The sequence below is a fragment of the Streptomyces sp. NPDC048361 genome, assembly GCF_040651795.1.
Taxonomy (GTDB): Bacteria; Actinomycetota; Actinomycetes; order Streptomycetales; family Streptomycetaceae; genus Streptomyces.
In genome coordinates this window covers 1-18232 of sequence record NZ_JBEZKW010000013.1, presented here as the reverse complement: position 1 = coordinate 18232, position 18232 = coordinate 1, and the positions used below count along the sequence as shown (strand labels likewise).

Genomic DNA, 18232 nt, shown 5'->3' with positions numbered 1-18232 from the left:
ACGAGATCGAGTCCGCCGTTGCGGACCGGGCAGCCCGGTATTCGTGCCGAGTGGGTGGAGCTAGACGTCGTCACGAGTGATCTCCCGGCTGAGGTCGGCGATCTGCGCGGCCAACTCGCCGATGGTCGGTTGCAGGTACAGGGTTCGGGCGGCCAGCTTGACCTGGAACTCCCGTTGCATCTGGCTGAGCAGCTCCGCGGCGAGCAGTGAGTGCCCGCCGAGTTCGAAGAAGTCGTCCTCGACCCCGATCGGCTCCACGTTCAGCGCCTCACCCCACAACTCCGTCAGGCGTTGTTCGAGACTGTCGCGGGCCGGGACGTACTCGTTCCACACCGAACGCGCGATGGCGCTACTGGCAGGCAGTGCCCGGCGATTCACCTTGCCGCTGACCGTCAGTGGGAGCGCGTCACGGACCAGGATCGCGGCCGGCAGCGAGTACGCGGGCAAAGTGGTGGCCAGGTGGGTCCGCAGGCGGACCGCGAGATCGGCGTGGTGGTGCGCCGCCCCACCTCGTGCCTCGACGTATGCGATGAGCCGAGCATCCCCCGAGGGGTCGCGCTGCGCCACGACGGCGGCCAGCCGCACGTCCGGATGAGCCAGCAACTCGGTCTCGACGGCGCCGGGCTCCACCCGGTATCCGCGGACTTTGACCTGGCCGTCGCCCCGACCGTGGAAGAGCAGCGTGCCGTCCTCGGTCCAACTGGCCAGGTCACCGGTCCGGTACATGCGCCGGCCCGGCTGGTCGGCGAACGGGTCGGGAAGGAAGCGCTCGGCGGTGGCCGCGGGGTCGCCCATGTAACCGAGCGCGACACCCTCACCACCGGCCCACAGCTCGCCGCGCACACCGATCGGAACCAACCGCATCCGGGAGTCCGTGACGGCGACCGAAGTCCCGGCGATCGGCCGGCCGATCGGCACCGGATCTCCACCGGTCGGGCCGTCGGCGACCCAGCATGTCGTGAAGGTGGTGTTCTCGGTGGGACCGTAACCGTTGGTGAACGTCAGGCCGGGCTGGGCGGCCAGCACATGGTTCAGGTGGGCCGGAGAAATCACGTCGCCGCCGGCGATCAGCCGTCGGACGCCGGCCAGCGCCTGGGGCCGGGCGGCGACGAACTGGTGGAAGAGCCCGGCAGTCAGCCACAGCACGCTGACCTTCTCGGCGGCCAGGGTGTCGGCGAGGGTGTCGGTGTCCATCGGCCCGGGCGGGAGGACCGCCAGCCGTGCGCCGTGGACGAGGGGGGCCCACAACTCGAGGGTGGAGGCGTCGAAGGCCGGCGGCGCCGCCTGCAGGAAGACGTCGCCGGGCATGGGGTCGAGCCAATCGGGGTCGGCGACCAGGCGGCTGACGGCGCGGTGCGGCACCACAACCCCGCGGGGCTGACCCGTTGTGCCCGAAGTGAAGGAGATATAGGCCGGAGATTCGGGATCAAGGTCAGGAAGCGTCGGCGGTACGGTCGTACCCGCCGTGCTGTCGAACGCGATGGCCCGCACGCTGTCGGGCAACTCAACGGCCAGGTCCGGATCGGTCACAGCGACGCGCACGTCGGCGGTGGCCAACAGCCGGTGCACCCGCTCGGTCGGATCGTTGAGATCCACTGCCAGGTACGCGCCACCGGCACGAACCACGCCGAGCAGGGCGATCACAGCTTCCGGGGAGCGCGGCATGAGGACGGCGACGACCGAGCCGGTGCGAACTCCCGCCGTGCGGAGTTCTGCGGCCAGGGCGCCAGATCGGTCCATGAGCTCGCGATACGTGACGTGGTCGCCTCCCCGGCTGAGCGCGACGGCGTCGGGAGTCGACGCGGCTCGCTCGGCGATCAGCACCGGCACCGGACGCAGCTCCTTCGCCGGTGGGCCGGCCATGAAGCCACGCACTTTCGCTTCGTCGGCTTCGGTCAGCAGATCGAGCCGGCTCAGGCAGAGGTCCGGTTGCGCCGCCGCTCGCCGCGCCTGAGTGGCGATGGGCGTGTCACCTGACGGTCGTACGGTCAGCGCTGCCCCGGCTTCTTCGGTGTCCGCGCCGGTGGCCAAGACCTCGACGTCCACCGATCGCGCGTCACCGTAGTAGTCGACCTCGGGCGGTGCCGCGTCCCACTCCGCCGCTACCCGCTCGGCCAGAGCGACGAGCGTCGGATCGCCTGAGACATCCACCTCCAGCGGTCCACGTATCCCGTCCGCGTCCCGATGCAGAACGCTGATCCGCTCGCCGCCCGTCCGCCGGTGAATTACCGCGACCACTGTCGCGATCGTCGTAGCCGCGCTGGTCATTGGGACCTCCCGATCGCCCGCACTGCCAAGCGGTTGAAGCCGGACATGAAGTTGGAACGCAGCCGTGCAGTCAGGGTGTGCTCCTGGTCTGAGATGGTCGGCTGGTCCGCATGGACCGCGGCGTTCCGCCCGAACAGTGTGATGGCGTTAGATTTGCTCACGGATAACTCTTTTTGTTCTGAGCGCTAGATTCTTGAAGATGATGCGGACAGCGCGGGGTATTGCAAGTAATTCGTTTGTCCCAAGAGGGTTCGCGCGCTACTGGCCACCAGTGCGTCCGTAGAGGTGCGGAACTCGTTTTTACTGCGGTTCATCGTCCATGGCCCTGATCAGGCCGGCCGGCCTCATGTCCGTCCAGTGCGCGGAAACGTATTCAAGGCAGTTCTCGCGAGTTTGCTCGCCGTACACCGCCTTCCAGCCGGCCGGTACCGCGCTGAAGGCTGGCCACAGTGAATGCTGGTTCTCGTCGTTCACCAGAATCAGGAATGCGCCTTCTTCGTCCTCGAACGGCTGTGCCACGGATTCTCCTGATGAATTGATATCAGCCGCCAGGGTAACAGTGACGATAACCAGCCGTCACCGCTGCGGCGGCTGAACGGTTTTGCCTCGCATGAGGTGTGTCTCGCCGGCGAGACATCGGCGTCGGTGCAATGGAAGATTGCTATTCCTGAGCTCCGTCGGAACGAAGGCAGGCGGCGACGGCTGCGCGGCGAACTGCTGCCCGCAGCACCACCCGGTGATATGCGACTGGAGCTCGAACCGAGCTCAGCCCATGGTGGGCACGGCCTGCCCGCCGGTCATGTCGCCGAGCGCCACCACGATCTTCCGCGGCCCGGTGAAGGGACTGCGTGAGTGCGCGACCAGCATGTTGTCGATGACGAGGACGTCACCCTCCTGCCAGGAGAAGGCGACCGACTCCCGGTCCATCAGGTCGCGGACCTCGTCCACAACGGCGTCGTCGATGACGGTGCCGTCGCCCCAGAAGACGTTGCGCGGCATCCCTTGATCGCCGCAGATCTCCAGCAGTGAGGAGCGCGTCTCCGGGTCCAGCGACGAAGGGTGGTGCAGCGCCAGCTGGTTGAAGAAAACGGTCTCGCCGGTCGTCGGGTGGCGCAGCACCGCATCGGCCTGACGCGAGGTCCGCAGTCCTCCGTCCGGCGTCCACTCGAAGCTCGTCCCCTCCTCGGCGCACTTGCGCTCGACCTCGGCGGGATCGTCGGATCCGAAGAAGCGCGACCAGCTGACGTCGACGCCTTCGATGAAGTTGCGGACGTAGCGGAGCTTCTTGGTGACGAAGAGTTCGGCCAGCTCCGGACGCATCCGGGCGAGAACCGTCCGGCAGTCGACTATCGGCGTCTGACCACCGGACTGCGGGGCCACGATGCACGAGAAGAACTGCCGCATCGGCCACTGCGGCAGATGCGAACTCTCGTTGTGGAACAGGATCGAGAGGTCTTCCGGATAGGGCGTCGACTTGTATACGCGGGCTGACTCACCCTCTCGCGGAAGGTCCCCGTATTCAGGGAAGAGGGTGCCGCAAATCGCCGAAGCGGCCTGTTCGAACCTCTCCACCGAACCGGCGTGGAACCCCCGGAGCAGGACCGCGCCGTGCCGCAACAGCCGTGCTTCGAGGTCTTCCCGGTTCGCGTGCAACCAGCCGGGCAGGTCGACGCCCGGACCGGCCGGCGAGATGAGGACCGGGGTCGTCGGTGACTCCGGCAGAAAGCCGATCTCCACCGAATCCCCGCTGGGTATCCGCACCTGCCGCCGAGTCGCGCCCAGCAGGGAGCGTGGCCCCGGTGTCCTGGAAGCGGCTTCGTTCATGTCCTGGTCCTCATTTCCTGAGCGGTGAACCCGGCCGTGCTCCGTGTCATGCGTCGATCTCCCGGTCACGCGTCGATCTTCCGTTGGATCAGCTCGGCGAGTTCCTCCACCGCGGGCTGCCGCATGATGCCGTGGTGGGTGGTTGCCACCGAGGCGAAGCCGAGCTCAGGTCCGACCACCGACCCCCAGCCCCACGTACGGTCCGGAGCCTGCGGCTCATCGGCCGGCTCGGCGCGCACCAACAGCACCGGGAAGTCGGCTCGGCCGAGTTCGGCCTGCTCCTGCACGAAGTAGCGGTCCAGCGCCGTCATGTTGGTCATGTAGACGTCCAGCAGGGTCCGCAGCTCCACCTCACCGGAGTCGGGAGGCAGCCGCCCGACGTCCTGCATGGCCTTGAGCAGTTCCTGATGACCGAGTTGACCGAGCGGCCCCTCCGGCAGGTCCAGCTGGTAGTGGAAGGCGAAGCGGCGCATGAGATGGTCGGCGGGCTGCCGCGCCAGGGCGCCCGCCGGGTCACCGGGAACGCCGCAGTTGACGATGATCAGCTGCGCCACCTCGCGCCCGGAACGGCGCAGCGCCTGGGCCGTGGCGTAGGCCATGATTCCGCCGAAGCACCAGCCGATGATCACGGGAGCGGCATCGCCGACGGCCGCGATGTTCGCCGCGTACTCCTCGGCCATGGCGGCGAAATCGTCCTGCGGCGGCCTGCCGTGCAGACCCCAGGCCTCGATGCCGTAGACCGACCGGTCCGCCGGTATCAGCCGGGCCAGCTCCCAGTAGCTGAGGGTGTTGCCGCCGCCGGGGTGGATACAGAAGACCGGGGCCTGCTGATGCGGGCCGCGGGCCGCGCGCAGCGGGACCAGGTTGGAGTCCTGGACATCGCTGCTGCGCACCAGCTCCGCCATCGCCGCGACGGTCGGGGCGCTGAACACCGCGGACATCGGCAGACGCAGGCCGAAGGCGTTGTTGATCTGGGCCATGAGTTTGATCGCACGCAGCGACTGTCCCCCGAACTCGAAGAAGTCCGCGTCGGGGGAGGAGATGTCCTGGTCGAGGATCGAGGACCAGATCGCCAGCAGACGCTGTTCCACCGAGTCGCGCGGCCGGCCCGCCCGGGCCTTCGGCGGCGCGATCGGGGCGAGGGCGCGGCGGTCGAGCTTCCCGTTGCGGGTCAGCGGGAACCGCTCCAGCACCTGCCACCCGGTCGGCACGAGGGCGGCCGGGAGGTGCAGAATCACCGCTGCCCGCACGTCCTCGACGGAGATGTCCACTCCGCCGGCGGCGGTGAGGTAGGCGTCCAGGTGCGTGACGAGTCCGTCGGCGTCCGCGCGCGCCACGACCGCCGCGGCGCCGACGCCGGGCCGATCCGCCAGCAGCGTCTCGATCTCGCCGAGCTGTACACGGTATCCGCGCAGCTTCACCTGGTCGTCGATCCGGCCGAGGATCTCGATGCCGTGGCCGGGCACCAGGCGGCCGAGGTCGCCGGTCCGGTGGGCGTCCGCGGTGTCCCCCGTACCGAAGCCCGACTCGCCTTCGCGCAACCGCGCGAGGTAGCCGAGGCCCACGCCGGGCCCGCTGATCAACACCTCACCTGGGCACCAGGGCGGCAGGGCCGCACCCGCCGCATCGACCACCGTCAGGACGTTCGCCCCGAGGCCGGAGCCCACCGGGATCGAGGAACAGCGTTCGTCGATCGGGGCGTCCAGCGGGAGGCATGCGGCACCCACCGTCGACTCGGTCGGGCCGTAGTGGTTGTACAGACGCAAGGACGGCGCGATCTCTCGCAGCCTCTCGTACAACGGACGCGGCAGCAGTTCGCCGCCGAGTACGAGCGCCTCGCTCGGCAGCAGTGCGAGCGGATCGGCAGCCTCGGCCAGCAACGCCGAGAGGTGCGAGGGGACCAGCTTCATCGCGGCCGCGGGGTTTCCCTGGAACCACTCGGTGAGAGCCGCGGGGCTCGTGGCGGTCTCGGTGGGGACGAGCTGGACGCAGCCTCCGCCGGCCAGGGTCGGGAAGACCGCCGTGTAGGCCAGGTCGGCGGCGAGGGTGGAGACCGCCGCGAACTCGGCGCCCTCGGACAGGCCCAGCGTCCCGCCGATCGCCGAGGCGTAGTGCGACACCTGCTCGTGCCCGATGACGACGCCCTTGGGAAGCCCCGAGGTGCCCGACGTGAAGATCACATAGGCGGGACCCGTGGCCGTGGCGCCGGAAGTCACCGCGCGCGCCGCGTCGACGACCGCGTCGGCGGTGCACACGATGCGGACGGAGGCCTGGTGATCGGCCTTCGGATCGGGGGTGAGCAGCAGCGCGGGGTCTGCCTCCCGCAGGATCGTGTCGATCCGCTGCTGCGGCCACGTGGGGTCGAGGGGGACGAACGCCGCGCCGGCGAGCCAGACGCCGAGCATCGCGACGACCGTTTCCGCCGAGGCGGGAACGAACAGCGCGACCCGCTGCCCTGCCCGCACACCGTGCTCGCGCAGCAGGTGCGCCACCGCGTCCGCGCCCTGCGCCGCGTCCCGGTAGGACACGACTGTCTCGCCGCAGCGCAGCACGGGCTGGGCGGGCGTGCGCTCCGCCTGGGCGAGGAAGCGGTCGACCACCGAGGCGTACGACGCGCGGGGCCCGGCCCCGGCGGTGGGCGCGTCCGGCGCGGTGAGGCGCAGGCCACCGACGGCGCGTTCCGTGCCGCCGTCCAGCAGATCGGACAGCTGATGTCCGAACGCCTCCGCGACGAGGTCCACGTCGGCCTGGGCAACCAAGCCCGCGCCGCCGGCGAAGGTCAGGCGCAGAGTCCGCGACCCACGCACGCAGTCGAGGTGCAGCGCGCCAGGAGCTTCGTGGCCGGACGCGCCGGCCGAGAGTTCCCCGGCCCACCGGTCCAGGCGGTGCCGGTACGAGAGAGGGCAGCCGTCCGCCGCATGGTGGGCGGAGGTCGCGGTGCCCGGGTCGATCTGGTTCTCGATCGCCGCTACGGAGCGGAGCGCGTCCTGCGAGGCCTGGAGCGCGTCGGCGACCGGAGTGTCCGCGCCGATCGCCAGCCGCACCGGTACCGGGCGCTCCAACAGGCCGAGCACGTTCTCCAGGCCTTCCGTGGACCGGCCGTCGGCCAGCACCAGCACCTGGTCGTCGGCGTCACGGCAGTACCGGCCGTACAGCGAGCGCCACAGAGCCAGCAGCACCGCGGCCTCGCTCACGCCGCACCGTCCGGTGAGTTCGTCCAGCCGTTCCAGAGCCGGCCCCTCGACGACGGCCGAGACGCTCACCGGCTCGGCGGCCGGGTCCCGGAGGGCGAGGGGAGTGAGGAAGGGCAGCGCGCGGGACGGCTTCGACGACTGCCGCGCCGCCTCGTCGGCCACCGGCGGCTGCGCCGACTCGTCCAGCACTTCGGCGAGCCAGGCGGCGACATCGGCGTACTGCAGCACCGTCTCCCCGGCCTCGGCGACCGCGTCCTCCAGGAGCAGGTCGACGAGCAGGGTCCAGGAAGCGTCGTCGACACTCAGCCGCGGCAGGGTGAGAACCAGCCGTGTGCCGTTCGGACCCAGCTCGTGCTCGACGGTCAGCGCCCCGGCCCGGAACACGGTGCGATCCGTTCCCGACCGCTCGATCGCGACGGGGCCCACCGGATCCACGACCTGAACGACCGTGGGCAGCCCCGCGAACTCGCTGTACCGCGTACGCAGGCTCTCGTGCGTGGCGACCGCCGTCGCGATCCGGGCCTCCAGATCCGGCACCGGTATCCGGGTGGCGGTGCGGACGGTGCGCACCGCCGCACTCCCGGCCTCGCCCGACCGGGCGAGCTGTTGCGGGGAGAGCTGATAGCCCTCCTCCTGCCAGGTCTCGACGCTCGTCATGATGACTGCTCCTGAACGGTCGGGCCGGGTTCCGGCGCGAGGGCCGGGTCGGATTCACTGGGGGACGCCCCGAGGCGGCGTACCGTCCGCACGGGTGAGAACAGCAGGGCGAGGGAGGCCAGGAACGTCCCGCTCGCCGCCAGCACCACAGCCGTCCGCAGTCCGGTCCCGGAGGCGAGCGCACCGCCGAGCAGCGAGCCGAGCGAGAACGCGCCCAAGGCGCAGGTACGGGCCGTGGCGTTCACCCGCCCGAGCAGCTCGTCCGGGGTGGAGACCTGCCGGAAGCTGATCACCGTCACGTTGAAGATGGGAATGCTGAACTGGACGACGAAGGACGAGGCCGCGACGGCGGCGACCGCAGCCGGCGAGTGGCCGTGTACGGCCGCGAGAAGGAGATATCCCAGCCCGGGCAGCGCCATCGTCAGGATCAGTGTCGGGCCGACGCCGAACCGTTCGGTCAGTCGGCCGACCAGGAGGACACCGATCAGGGCACCGATGCTGCCGACCGCGAGGACCAGGCCGATCTGCTTCGAGCCCATGTCGAGGACCCGGAGCAGATAGAGGAAGAACACCGATGTCAGGGCGCCGGAGAACAGGTTGATGATCAGCGCGGCCGTGGTGAACCAGCGCAGCAGCGGGTGCCGCACGATCGCGGCGAATCCTTCACGGATCGAGGCCCACACCGAGAGGGTCTGAGCCCCGGGCTTGGGCTTCGGCGCCTCGTCGGCCGGCAGTCCCGCCACCGTGAGGAAGGACAGGACGTAGGTCGCCGCGTCCACGGCGATCGCCACCGGTGCGCTGAGCGCGCTGACCAGCAGGCCCGCCGCGCCCGGCCCGACGACCTGCGCCGTCGAGCCCGACAGTTCCAGCTTCGTGTTCGCCTCGGCGAGCCGGTCCCGGCCGATCAGACCGGGTGTGTAGGACTGGACGGCGAGGTCGAAGAACATCGTCATCACGCCGACGACGAAGACCACGACGAAAAGCTGACCGATGTTCAGCACGTCGAGCCAGTATCCGAGGGGGATCCAGGCGAGGGTCAGGGCGCGTACGACGTCGGCGACGATCATCACGGACCGGCGTGCCCGGCGGTCCAGCATCACGCCGGCGAAGAGGCCGAAGAGCAGGAACGGCAGCGTCTCGAGGGCGACGAGCACGCCGGCTTCCATCGGCGTCGCGTGGAGCAGCAGAACCGCGGTCAGCGGCATCGCGACGTAGGTGATCGGAGTACCGAGCATCGAGGCGGACTGACCTGTCCACAGCAGCACGAAGTTCCGCCGGCGGAACAGCGAAGCCGGCTTCTTGCCGGCGCTCGCGACATCGCTCATGACCGCCACACCGCCTCGGGGGAGCGCAGGGTCTCGGCTCGTTGGGCCATCACAGTCTTCCTATCGGGTCGAATTCGCCGCACGGGTGATCGGGGACGTGCCGGGCGGTGTGCGGGCGTGCCTGGACTTTCCCCCGGGCACTCAGTCAGCGGCTTCACCGAGCGGCTGAACCGGCGAAGGGCCGGGAGGGGCCACCACCCGCCGGCGTCCGGGGCCGAGCGCCGGTCGGGTCGCCGACCGGTCGGGGTTCCTGTTCCGTCCGGCCGGTTCGGGGACTGCCACCGAGCCGATGGGCCGGTCGGGGTCCACGGTCAGCTCCGCGACCAGCAGGCTGAGCCGCTCGGCCCAGTTCTGGACCGTGTGGTGGTCGAACAGGTCGGTGGCGTACGCGATGATCCCCGTGATGCCGGCCGGTCGCCCGTCCGGCTCGTACGACCCCCGCAGCAGGAAGTTCAGGTCGAACTTGGGGGATTCGTGTTCCGGGATCTCGAACGCGCCGACTTCGAGTCCGGGGAGGTCGAACGCGGCCTCGATGTTGGTGTCGAAGGACAGCAAGACCTGGAAGAGGGGGTGGCGTGCCGCGGTCCGGGGTGGGGCGACGATCTCCACCAGGCGTTCGAGGGGAAGGTCCTGGTTCTCGAAGGCGGCGAGGTCCGTTTCCCGTACTCGGGTGAGGAGTTCGGTGAAGGTGGGGTCGCCGGAGACGTCGGTGCGCAGGACGAGGGTGTTGAGGAAGAACCCGACCAGGTCGTGGAGGACTTCCTCGGTGCGTCCGGCGACCGGCGTGCCGAGGGGGATGTCGGTGTCGCCGGTGAGCCGGGACAGCAGGACGGCGAGAGCGGCCTGGACGACCATGAACGGCGTCGCGCCCGTCCGCCTGGCCAACTGCGTGACCCGGGCGTGGACTTCGGCGTCGATGGTGACGGGGACCCGGGCGCCGTGCCGGGCGGGGGTGGCGGGGCGCGGCCGGTCGAAGGGCAGGTCGAGTTCCACCGGCAGTGCGGCCAGGGCGTCGCGCCAGAAGGCGGACTGGCGGGCGACGGTGCTGGTGGGGTCGTTCTCGGAGCCGAGCAGATCGCGCTCCCACAGGGCGTAATCGGCGTACTGGAGCGGGAGTTCGGTCCAGGCCGGGGCGGCGTCGGCGAGGCGTGCGGTGTAGGCGGTGGCGAGGTCGTCGCCCAGCGGTCCGACCGACCAGCCGTCGCAGGCGATGTGGTGCACCAGCAGGACCAGGACGTGCTCGTCCGGCCCGATGCCGAAGACCTGCACCCGTAGCGGGATTTCGCCGACAAGGTCGAAGACGTGTCCGGTGGCTTGGATCACCAGGTCGGTGACGTGTTCGTCGTCGGTGTCCGTCCAGGTCAGGGGCAGGGTGACCGCGTCGGCGGACAGGATCTGCTGGACGGGTTCGCCGTCGACGACCGGGAAGAGGGTCCGCAGGCTCTCGTGCCGGCCCACCACGTCGGCCAGTGCCGCGGCCAGCGCCCGCCGGTCAAGCGGTCCGGACAGCCGCAGCACCAACGGCATGTTGTACGCCGTGCTCGGCCCCGCCAGCTGACCGATGATCCACAACCGCTGCTGTGCGAACGACAACGGCAGCGACTCCGGACGAACTCCGGCCACCAGCGGCGGACGGGAGGGTCCCGCCTCGACCAGTGCACCGGCCAGGGCGGCGACCGTGGGGGCCTCGAACAAGGTGCGGATGCCGAGTTCCACGCCGAGCAGGGCGCGGATGCGGGCGACCAGCCGGGTCGCGAGAAGGGAGTGCCCGCCGAGTTCGAAGAAGTGGTCGTCGACGCCGACGGCGGGCAGACCCAGCACCTCGGCGAACGCCGCACACAGCATCTCCTCCCGCACGGTCGTCGGAGCGCGGTGTGTCGAGGCGGCCGAGTAGTCCGGGACGGGCAGGGCCTTGCGGTCCAGCTTGCCGTTGGCGGTCAGCGGCAGCCGGTCCAGTACCACGACCGCGGCCGGCACCATGTAGCCCGGAAGCGGCCCAGCGGCATGCCGGCGCAACAGGCCTGGCAACTGCGCGATCTGCTCCGGGGACTGGCCCGGGGCGGGTACCACATAACCGACCAGGCGCTTGTCACCGGGGATGTCCTCGCGGACCACCGCCACGGCCCGTGCGATACCGGGATACCGGGCCAGCACCGCCTCGATCTCCCCGATCTCGATCCGGAACCCCCGGATCTTCACCTGGTCGTCGGCCCGGCCCGCGAACTCCAGGGTTCCGTCCGCCCGCCACCGCGCCAGGTCCCCGGTCCGGTACATCCGCTCGCCGGGCGCACCGAACGGGCACGCCACGAACCGCTCCGCGGTCAGTGCGGGACGGTTCAGGTAGCCACGCGCCAGACCGGCACCCGCCACGTACACCTCACCCGTCACACCGGGGGCCACCGGTTCCAGGCCGTCGTCGAGCACGAACACCCGCATGTTGAAGGTGGGTCCGCCGAGTACCGGCCGCGGAGTGGACCGAGGCTCGGCGAAGACCTGGTAGACCGTGCACTCCGTGGGTCCGTAGAAGCTGAAGCTGCGGGTGCCCTCACCCAGCGATCCGAGCCACTCCCAGAGTGAGTCGGGTACGGCCTCACCACCGACCACGAGCAGTGCCGGAGTACGGCGGCCGTTGTCGAACAGGCCTGCCGACACGGCGGCGGCCATGTGCGTGGGGGTCAGCTCCAGGAAGTCGACGTCGTGTGCGTCCAGCCAGGTCGCGAGGAGGCCGAGGTCGGAGAGCACCTCCGTGCCCACGACGTGCAGCTCGTGCCCCTCCAGCAGGCACGACAGCTGGTCCCACACCGCGTCGAAGGATATGGAGGTGGTCAGCGCGACCCGCAGCGGGCGGCCGTCCGACCGATCGGCGGCGCAGGCGAAGACCGACTCACGGTGAACGGTGATGAAGTTGGTGATGCTGTGGTGCGGTACCGCCACGCCCTTGGGCCTTCCGGTGGAACCGGAGGTGTAGATGACGTAGGCGGGGTGAGCCGGGGTCAGCGGGCCGGTGCGCTCGCTGTCGGTCGGGTCGTGACCCCAGGCCGGATGTGCGGTCAGCTCCTCCTGGGTGGCAGCGTCGTCCAGGACCAGCAGGGGTGCGTCGGCCGGCAGCCACGCCGCGGTGGCCTGGAGCGTCACGACGTACGACGGTTTCGCGTCCTCGATCATGAACCCGACCCGTTCCTTCGGGTACTCGGTGTCGATCGGTAGATACGCCGCGCCCGCCTTGAGCACGCCGAGCATCGCCACGACGAGGTCGATCGACCGTGGCAGCGCCATGCCCACGATGTCCTCGGGGCCGACCCCGTGCTCGATCAGGTGGTGCGCCAGCCGGTTGGCGCGGGTGTTGAGCTCGCCGTAGGTCAGGGCGGTGCCGTCGAAGACGGCCGCGGTGGCCTCGGGGGTGCGGGCGGCCTGGTCCTGGAAGAGCGCCGGCAGGGTCGTGGGCGGGACGGAGCGAGAGGTGTCGTTCCAGGTGTGCAGCACCTTCTCCCGCTCCGCGGCCGAGAGCACCGGGACCTGGTCGACCCGCTGGTCCGGGCCGGTGGCCAGGGTGTCGAGGACACGGGTGAAGCGGTCGGCGAGTTGCTCGATGCTCGCCTGGTCGAACAGGTCGACGGCGTAGGAGATCCCGCCGGTCATTCCGGCGGGCCGGCCGTGCTCGTCGAAGTGTTCGCGCAGGTCGAAAGAGAGGTCGAACTTCGCCAGGGTGCCCTCGTCGGGCAGGAAGCTCGTGCGCAGGCCCGGCAGTCGGAGCACAGGATCGGCGTTGTTCTGGAGCGCGAGCATGACCTGGACCAGCGGATGGCGGGCCAAGGAGCGGACGGGGGCCAGCTCCTCGACCAGGCGCTCGAACGGTACGTCCTGGTGCGCCAGCGCGTCGAGCGTCTGCTCCCGCACCCGGCCGAGCAGTTCGCCGAAGGACGGACCACCGGACACGTCCGTGCGCAGGACGAGGGTGTTGATGAAGAACCCCACGAGGTCGTCGAGCGCGGTGTCGGTGCGCCCGGCCGTCGGGGTTCCGATCACGATGTCCTGGCCGGCGCCGAGTCGGGAGAGCAGCACGGCCAGCGTGGCCTGGAGCACCATGAAGACCGTCGCGCCTTCGTCCCGGGCCAGTTCGGTGACCCGGGCGTGCAGCAGCGCGGGGATCTCCAGCGGCGCGCTCCCGCCGCGATGCGTGGCCACCGCGGGGCGGGCATGGTCGACGGGCAGCGCCAGTTCCTCCGGTATGTCGGCCAGCGCGCTGCGCCAGTGCGCCAGTTGCTTGCTCAGCAGGCTCTCGGGGTCCTGCGCATCGCCGAGCAGTGCACGCTGCCAGAGCGTGTAGTCCGCGTACTGGACCGGTAGCGGCGCCCATCCGGGTTCTTGGCCGGCCAGCCGCGCCGTGTACGCCACCGAGAAGTCCCGGACCAGCGGCACCAGCGACCAGCCGTCACCGGCGATGTGGTGCACGAGCAGCACCAGCACGTAGTCGTCCGCACCGGCTTCGAACAGCCAGGCCCGGAAAGGCACTTCGGCCGAGAGGTCGAAGCAGTAGCGCTCTGCCTCGCTGATCGACGCGGCCAGGCCGGACGGACCGACCAGCGCCGCCGGAACCACGGTGAGCACCTCGCCGAGCTCCTCGACCGGCACCACCCGCTGGTACGGCCGTCCCTCGACCGACGGGAAGAGAGTGCGCAGTACCTCGTGGCGCCCGAGGACATCCCGCAAAGCCGCGTCCAGCGCACCGGTGTCGACCACACCGGAAAGCCTGATGGGCGCCGGGATGTTGTAGGTGGCGCTCGGTCCCTCCAACTCGTGCAGGAACCACAAGCGTTGCTGCGCGGACGACAACGGCAGCGACTCCGGACGATCCACGGTCGCCAGCGCCGGACGCGAGGGGCCCGCCCCGGCCAGTGCCTTGGCCAGGGCGGCGATGCTGGGGGACGCGAACAGCGTACGGATGCCGAGTTCGACCCCGAGCAGGGTGCGGATGAGGGCGACCAGCCGGGTCGCGAGCAGGGAGTGGCCGCCGAGAAGGAAGAAGTTGTCGTCGATGCCGACGGTGGACAGCTCCAGGTTCAGCACCTTGGCGAACGCGGCGCACAGGATCTCTTCCTGGACGGTCGTCGGAGCACGGCGGGCGGCCACGACGGCCGGGTCCGGTGCGGGCAGGGCCTCGCGGTCCAGTTTCCCGTGATCCGTCAGCGGCAGCCGCTCCAGGACCACGACCGCGGCCGGCACCAGGCGCGTGGGCAGGAGCCCGGCAGCGTGCTCGCGCAGGGTCGCGGGCAGCCGTACGGCGGCTTCCGGGTCGAGGCCCGGGCCGGGAACCACGTAGCCGACCAGACGCTTGTCACCCGGGGTGTCCGGGCGGGCGATGATCGTGGCCTCGGCGATTCCGGGGTACCCCGCGAGTACCGCCTCGGCCTCGCCGACCTCGCTGCGGAAACCGGCGGGCCGTGCCCGGTGGTCCGTCAGGTCGACGGGCCGGCCGGGGTGGGAGGTCAGTTCTCCGAGCAGGTGGTCGAACTGCTCGGCCAGCGCCTGGACCGTGTCGTGGTCGAACAGGTCGGTGGCGTACTCGAGAAACCCCTTGATGCCGGTCGGCTGCCCCTGGGGACCGAACCGCTCCTCGCATTCGAAGTTGAGGTCGAATTTGGCTGTTTCGGGTGCGGGGATGTCGAATTCGCCGGTCGTGAGTCCGGGGAGGCCGAAGGTGGCTCCGGTGTTGGTGTTGAAGGACAGCATGACCTGGAAGAGGGGGTGACGTGCGGCGGTGCGGGGTGGGGCGATGACCTCGACGAGGCGTTCGAAGGGGAGGTCCTGGTTCTCGAAGGCGGCGAGGTCCGTCTCCCTTACCCGGGTGAGGAGTTCGGTGAAGGTGGGGTCGCCGGAGACGTCGGTGCGCAGGACGAGGGTGTTGAGGAAGAAGCCGACCAGGTCGCGGAGAGCTTCTTCGGAACGTCCGGCGACCGGCGTGCCGAGAGGGATGTCGGTGCCGCCGTCGAGTCGGGACAGCAGGACGGCGAGGGCGGCCTGGACGACCATGAACGACGTCACGCCGGTCTGTCGGGCCAACTCCGTGACGCGAGTGTGGACTTCCGCGTCGACGGCGATGGGTACCTGGCCTCCGCGCTGGGCGGCGGTCGCGGAGCGCGGCCGGTCGAAGGGCAGGTCCAGTTCGACGGGGAGTGCGGCCAGGGCGTCGCGCCAGAAGGCGGACTGGCGGGCGACGGTGCTGGTGGGGTCGTTCTCGGAGCCGAGCAGATCGCGCTGCCACAGGGTGTAGTCGGCGTACTGGACGGGGAGTTCGGTCCAGGCCGGGGCCGTGCCGGCGGTCCGTGCCGCGTAGGCGGTGGCGAGGTCCTTGCCGAGGGGGCCGAGCGACCAGCCGTCGCAGGCGATGTGGTGGACCAGCAGCATCAGGACGTGTTCGTCGGGTCCGGTGCGGAAGGCGTGGACGCGCAGCGGGATCTCGGTGGCGAGGTCGAAGAGGTGTCCGGCGGCCTGGACGGCGAGGTCGGTCACCTGTTCCTCGTCGGTGTCCGTCCAGGCCAGCGGCAGCGTGACTTCACCGGTGGGCACGATGCGCTGGACGGGCTCGCCGTCGATGACGGGGAAGAGGGTCCGCAGGCTCTCGTGCCGGCCCACCACGTCATCCAGCGCCGCGGCCAGCGCCTGCCGGTCCAGCGCCCCGGACAGGCGCAGCGTCAACGGCATGTTGTACGCCGTGCTCGGCCCCGCCAACTGACCGATGATCCACAAGCGCTGCTGCGCAAACGACAACGGAATCATGCAGGCTACCTCGCTGTTTCCGACCGCTACCAGTCTCGATCCGCAGGATGGCTCAGGCGCCGAAATCACCGGCCACGCGTCGGGCCGTAGCGGGATCGGGAGCCGTTATTTCGGCGGAATTAATTGGCCAAGAGAAAACGGAGTTGTAATTACTTCGCGAGGCTAGCAGGCAGACTCGCCAGGGTGAATGAGTCCCGGGCACCACTCGACGGAGCCCGGGAGGACTGTCTCGCCGGCGAGACGGGGCAAGCGGCTTCAGCTGTCCGAACGGTGGAATTCCAGGCCGTCGAACTCCCCGCTGCCACGCCATTCCTGAAGGTGTCGGAAGAAGCCCAGGCCATCGGGGAACTTATGTGCGTCCCAAAGGGAATGCGGACCGAGTTCCGTTCCTTCGTTGTTGGAGTAACCGGGGGTGCATTCCGTGCCCAGGAACGTGCGCCAGTCCGGATCGATTCCCACGTTGTTCATCCAGGAGTCCTCCGCCTGCTGGGTGAGTTCGACGACGTCGACCCCCGTGGTGACCGCGTGCGCGATGACGGCGGCGACGGTCTTGGCCGCCTCGGACAGGTTGTGCGAGAGGTTGGAGAACCGCGTCCCGCCCGTGAGCGACTGGACGAGGAACGCGTTCGGGAACCCGTGCACATGGAGTCCGTGCATCGTGCGCATGCCGTTGGTCCAGTGCTCCGACAGTCGCCTGCCGTCCCTGCCGACGGGGTCGAATCCGGCGCGCCGGGTGGGCGCGGTGCCGACCTCGAACCCCGACGCGTAGATGATGCAGTCCACCTCGTACTCGGTGCCGTCCACCACGAGACCTCGCGGCGTGATCCGCTCGACCCCCTTGCCATCGGTGTCGAGGAGACGGACCGTCGGCTCGTTGAAGGCGCCCAGATACTCGTCGTGGAAGGTCAGGCGCTTGCACGCCAGGTGGTACCAGGGCTTGAGGAGTTCCGCGGTCCGTGAGTCCTTGACCGTTTCCTCCACCCGGGCGTGGATCTGGCCCATCTTCTTCATGTCCGCGTAGAACCAGGGCTCGCGAAGCTCCTCGGACGGGTCCGGCTCCGCCGGCACTTCCTCCTCGGCCCTGCCCCACATCTTGGCCATGGCGGTCCAGCTGTCGTTGATCAGATCCTCGGCCGGCGGCTCGGCCGACGTCATGGTGGCCGCGTAGTTGTCCAGCCAGCGCTGCTGCCACCCAGGCGTGGCTATCTGCTCGAACCACTCCCGGTCGATCGGCCGGTTGTTGCGGACCTCGATGACGGAGGGCGTGCGCTGGACCACCAGCAGTTCCTGGCATGCGGTGGCCAGGTGAGGGATGCACTGCACCGCGCTGGCGCCGGTGCCGATGATCGCCACCCGCTTGTTCCGCAGGTTGCCCAGCGGCCCTCCGGCCGGGTCGCCGGTGTAGGCGTAGTCCCATCGGCTCGCGTGGAAGCTGTGGCCCTCGTAGGTCTCGATTCCCGGGATACCGGGGAGCTTCGGCACGGACAGGTGGCCGAGCCCCATGATCACGAACTGGGCGGTGAACTCGTCACCGCGGTCGGTCCGCACCGTCCACAGCTGGGTGGACTCGTCCCAGTCCAAGCCGGTGGCCCGGGTGTGGAAGAGCGCGTTCTCGTACAACCCGTACTGCTTGCCGATGCGTTGGCAGTGCTCCAGGATCTCCGGCCCGTGCACGTACCACTCGGTGGGTACGTGGCCGGTCTCCTCCAGCAACGGCAGATAGATCATGGACGCGACGTCGCACTGGACGCCCGGGTACCTGTTCCAGTACCAGGTGCCGCCGAAGTCGCCGCCGGTGTCGACGATCCTGACATCGCAGACCCCCGACTCCTTCAGGTGGGCGCTCGCCATCAGGCCGGCGAACCCTCCGCCGATGACTGCGGCCGTGACGTGGTCACGGTACGGCTCGCGCTCGATGCGATCGGTGAAGGGATCCTCGTCCATGTGCGCGAATTCGCCACTGAGATTCAGATATTGGTCGTTGCCGTCCGGCCGCAGTCGCTTGGCCCGCTCGGCGGCGACTTTCGCGGCATGCTCCGACACCTTTTGGCTGGACATGAAATTCTCTCCTCCGCATGCGCTTCTCCGGCCGCCCGGCCAGCGCCTGGAATGTGTCGTGGTGGTCGGTGTTCGACGAGGCCCGTGGGTCTGTCTCGCCGGCGAGACAGACCCACGGCCGTCGGAAGA

Annotated in this window: 7 protein-coding genes; all 7 read right to left on the bottom strand. The window is 69.8% G+C overall.

Going from position 1 to position 18232, the window contains the following annotated elements; all coding sequences use genetic code 11:
* Positions 1–60 precede the first annotated feature (60 nt).
* Positions 61–2268, bottom strand: coding sequence for a non-ribosomal peptide synthetase (locus AB0D31_RS09850; protein ID WP_362719540.1), 2208 nt, complete (start codon positions 2266–2268; stop codon positions 61–63).
* 300 nt (positions 2269–2568) lie between these two features.
* A complete protein-coding gene (locus AB0D31_RS09845) occupies positions 2569–2787 on the bottom strand; it encodes an MbtH family NRPS accessory protein (RefSeq protein ID WP_362719538.1) in 219 nt (72 codons plus the stop codon).
* A 246-nt stretch (positions 2788–3033) separates the two neighbouring features.
* On the bottom strand, positions 3034–4092 hold the full coding sequence (locus AB0D31_RS09840) for a TauD/TfdA family dioxygenase (protein WP_362719536.1): 1059 nt from the start codon (positions 4090–4092) through the stop codon (positions 3034–3036).
* 65 nt (positions 4093–4157) lie between these two features.
* Positions 4158–7943, bottom strand: coding sequence for an amino acid adenylation domain-containing protein (locus tag AB0D31_RS09835; RefSeq protein ID WP_362719534.1), 3786 nt, complete (start codon positions 7941–7943; stop codon positions 4158–4160).
* Positions 7940–9268 (bottom strand): MFS transporter, encoded by a 1329-nt coding sequence (locus AB0D31_RS09830; protein WP_362719532.1) that lies wholly within the window; start codon positions 9266–9268, stop codon positions 7940–7942. The genes AB0D31_RS09835 and AB0D31_RS09830 overlap by 4 nt, the downstream gene beginning before the upstream one ends.
* Positions 9269–9409: 141 nt before the next feature.
* The gene (locus AB0D31_RS09825; RefSeq protein ID WP_362719529.1) at positions 9410–16045 is read right to left on the bottom strand and encodes an amino acid adenylation domain-containing protein; all 6636 of its coding nucleotides are present in this window, start codon (positions 16043–16045) and stop codon (positions 9410–9412) included.
* Positions 16046–16300: 255 nt separating this feature from the next.
* Positions 16301–18103: an NAD(P)/FAD-dependent oxidoreductase gene (locus AB0D31_RS09820; protein WP_362719527.1), complete on the bottom strand. Its 1803-nt coding sequence runs from the start codon at positions 18101–18103 to the stop codon at positions 16301–16303.
* Positions 18104–18232 lie beyond the last annotated feature (129 nt).

Excerpts from the sequence above, each read along its gene's own strand:
- AB0D31_RS09850 (WP_362719540.1), bottom strand. The coding sequence starts at position 2,268 with ATGACCAGCGCGGCTACGACGATCGCGACAGTGGTCGCGGTAATTCAC.
- AB0D31_RS09835 (WP_362719534.1), bottom strand. The coding sequence starts at position 7,943 with ATGACGAGCGTCGAGACCTGGCAGGAGGAGGGCTATCAGCTCTCCCCG.
- AB0D31_RS09840 (WP_362719536.1), bottom strand. The coding sequence starts at position 4,092 with ATGAACGAAGCCGCTTCCAGGACACCGGGGCCACGCTCCCTGCTGGGC.
- AB0D31_RS09820 (WP_362719527.1), bottom strand. The coding sequence starts at position 18,103 with ATGTCCAGCCAAAAGGTGTCGGAGCATGCCGCGAAAGTCGCCGCCGAG.
- AB0D31_RS09825 (WP_362719529.1), bottom strand. The coding sequence starts at position 16,045 with ATGATTCCGTTGTCGTTTGCGCAGCAGCGCTTGTGGATCATCGGTCAG.
- AB0D31_RS09830 (WP_362719532.1), bottom strand. The coding sequence starts at position 9,268 with ATGAGCGATGTCGCGAGCGCCGGCAAGAAGCCGGCTTCGCTGTTCCGC.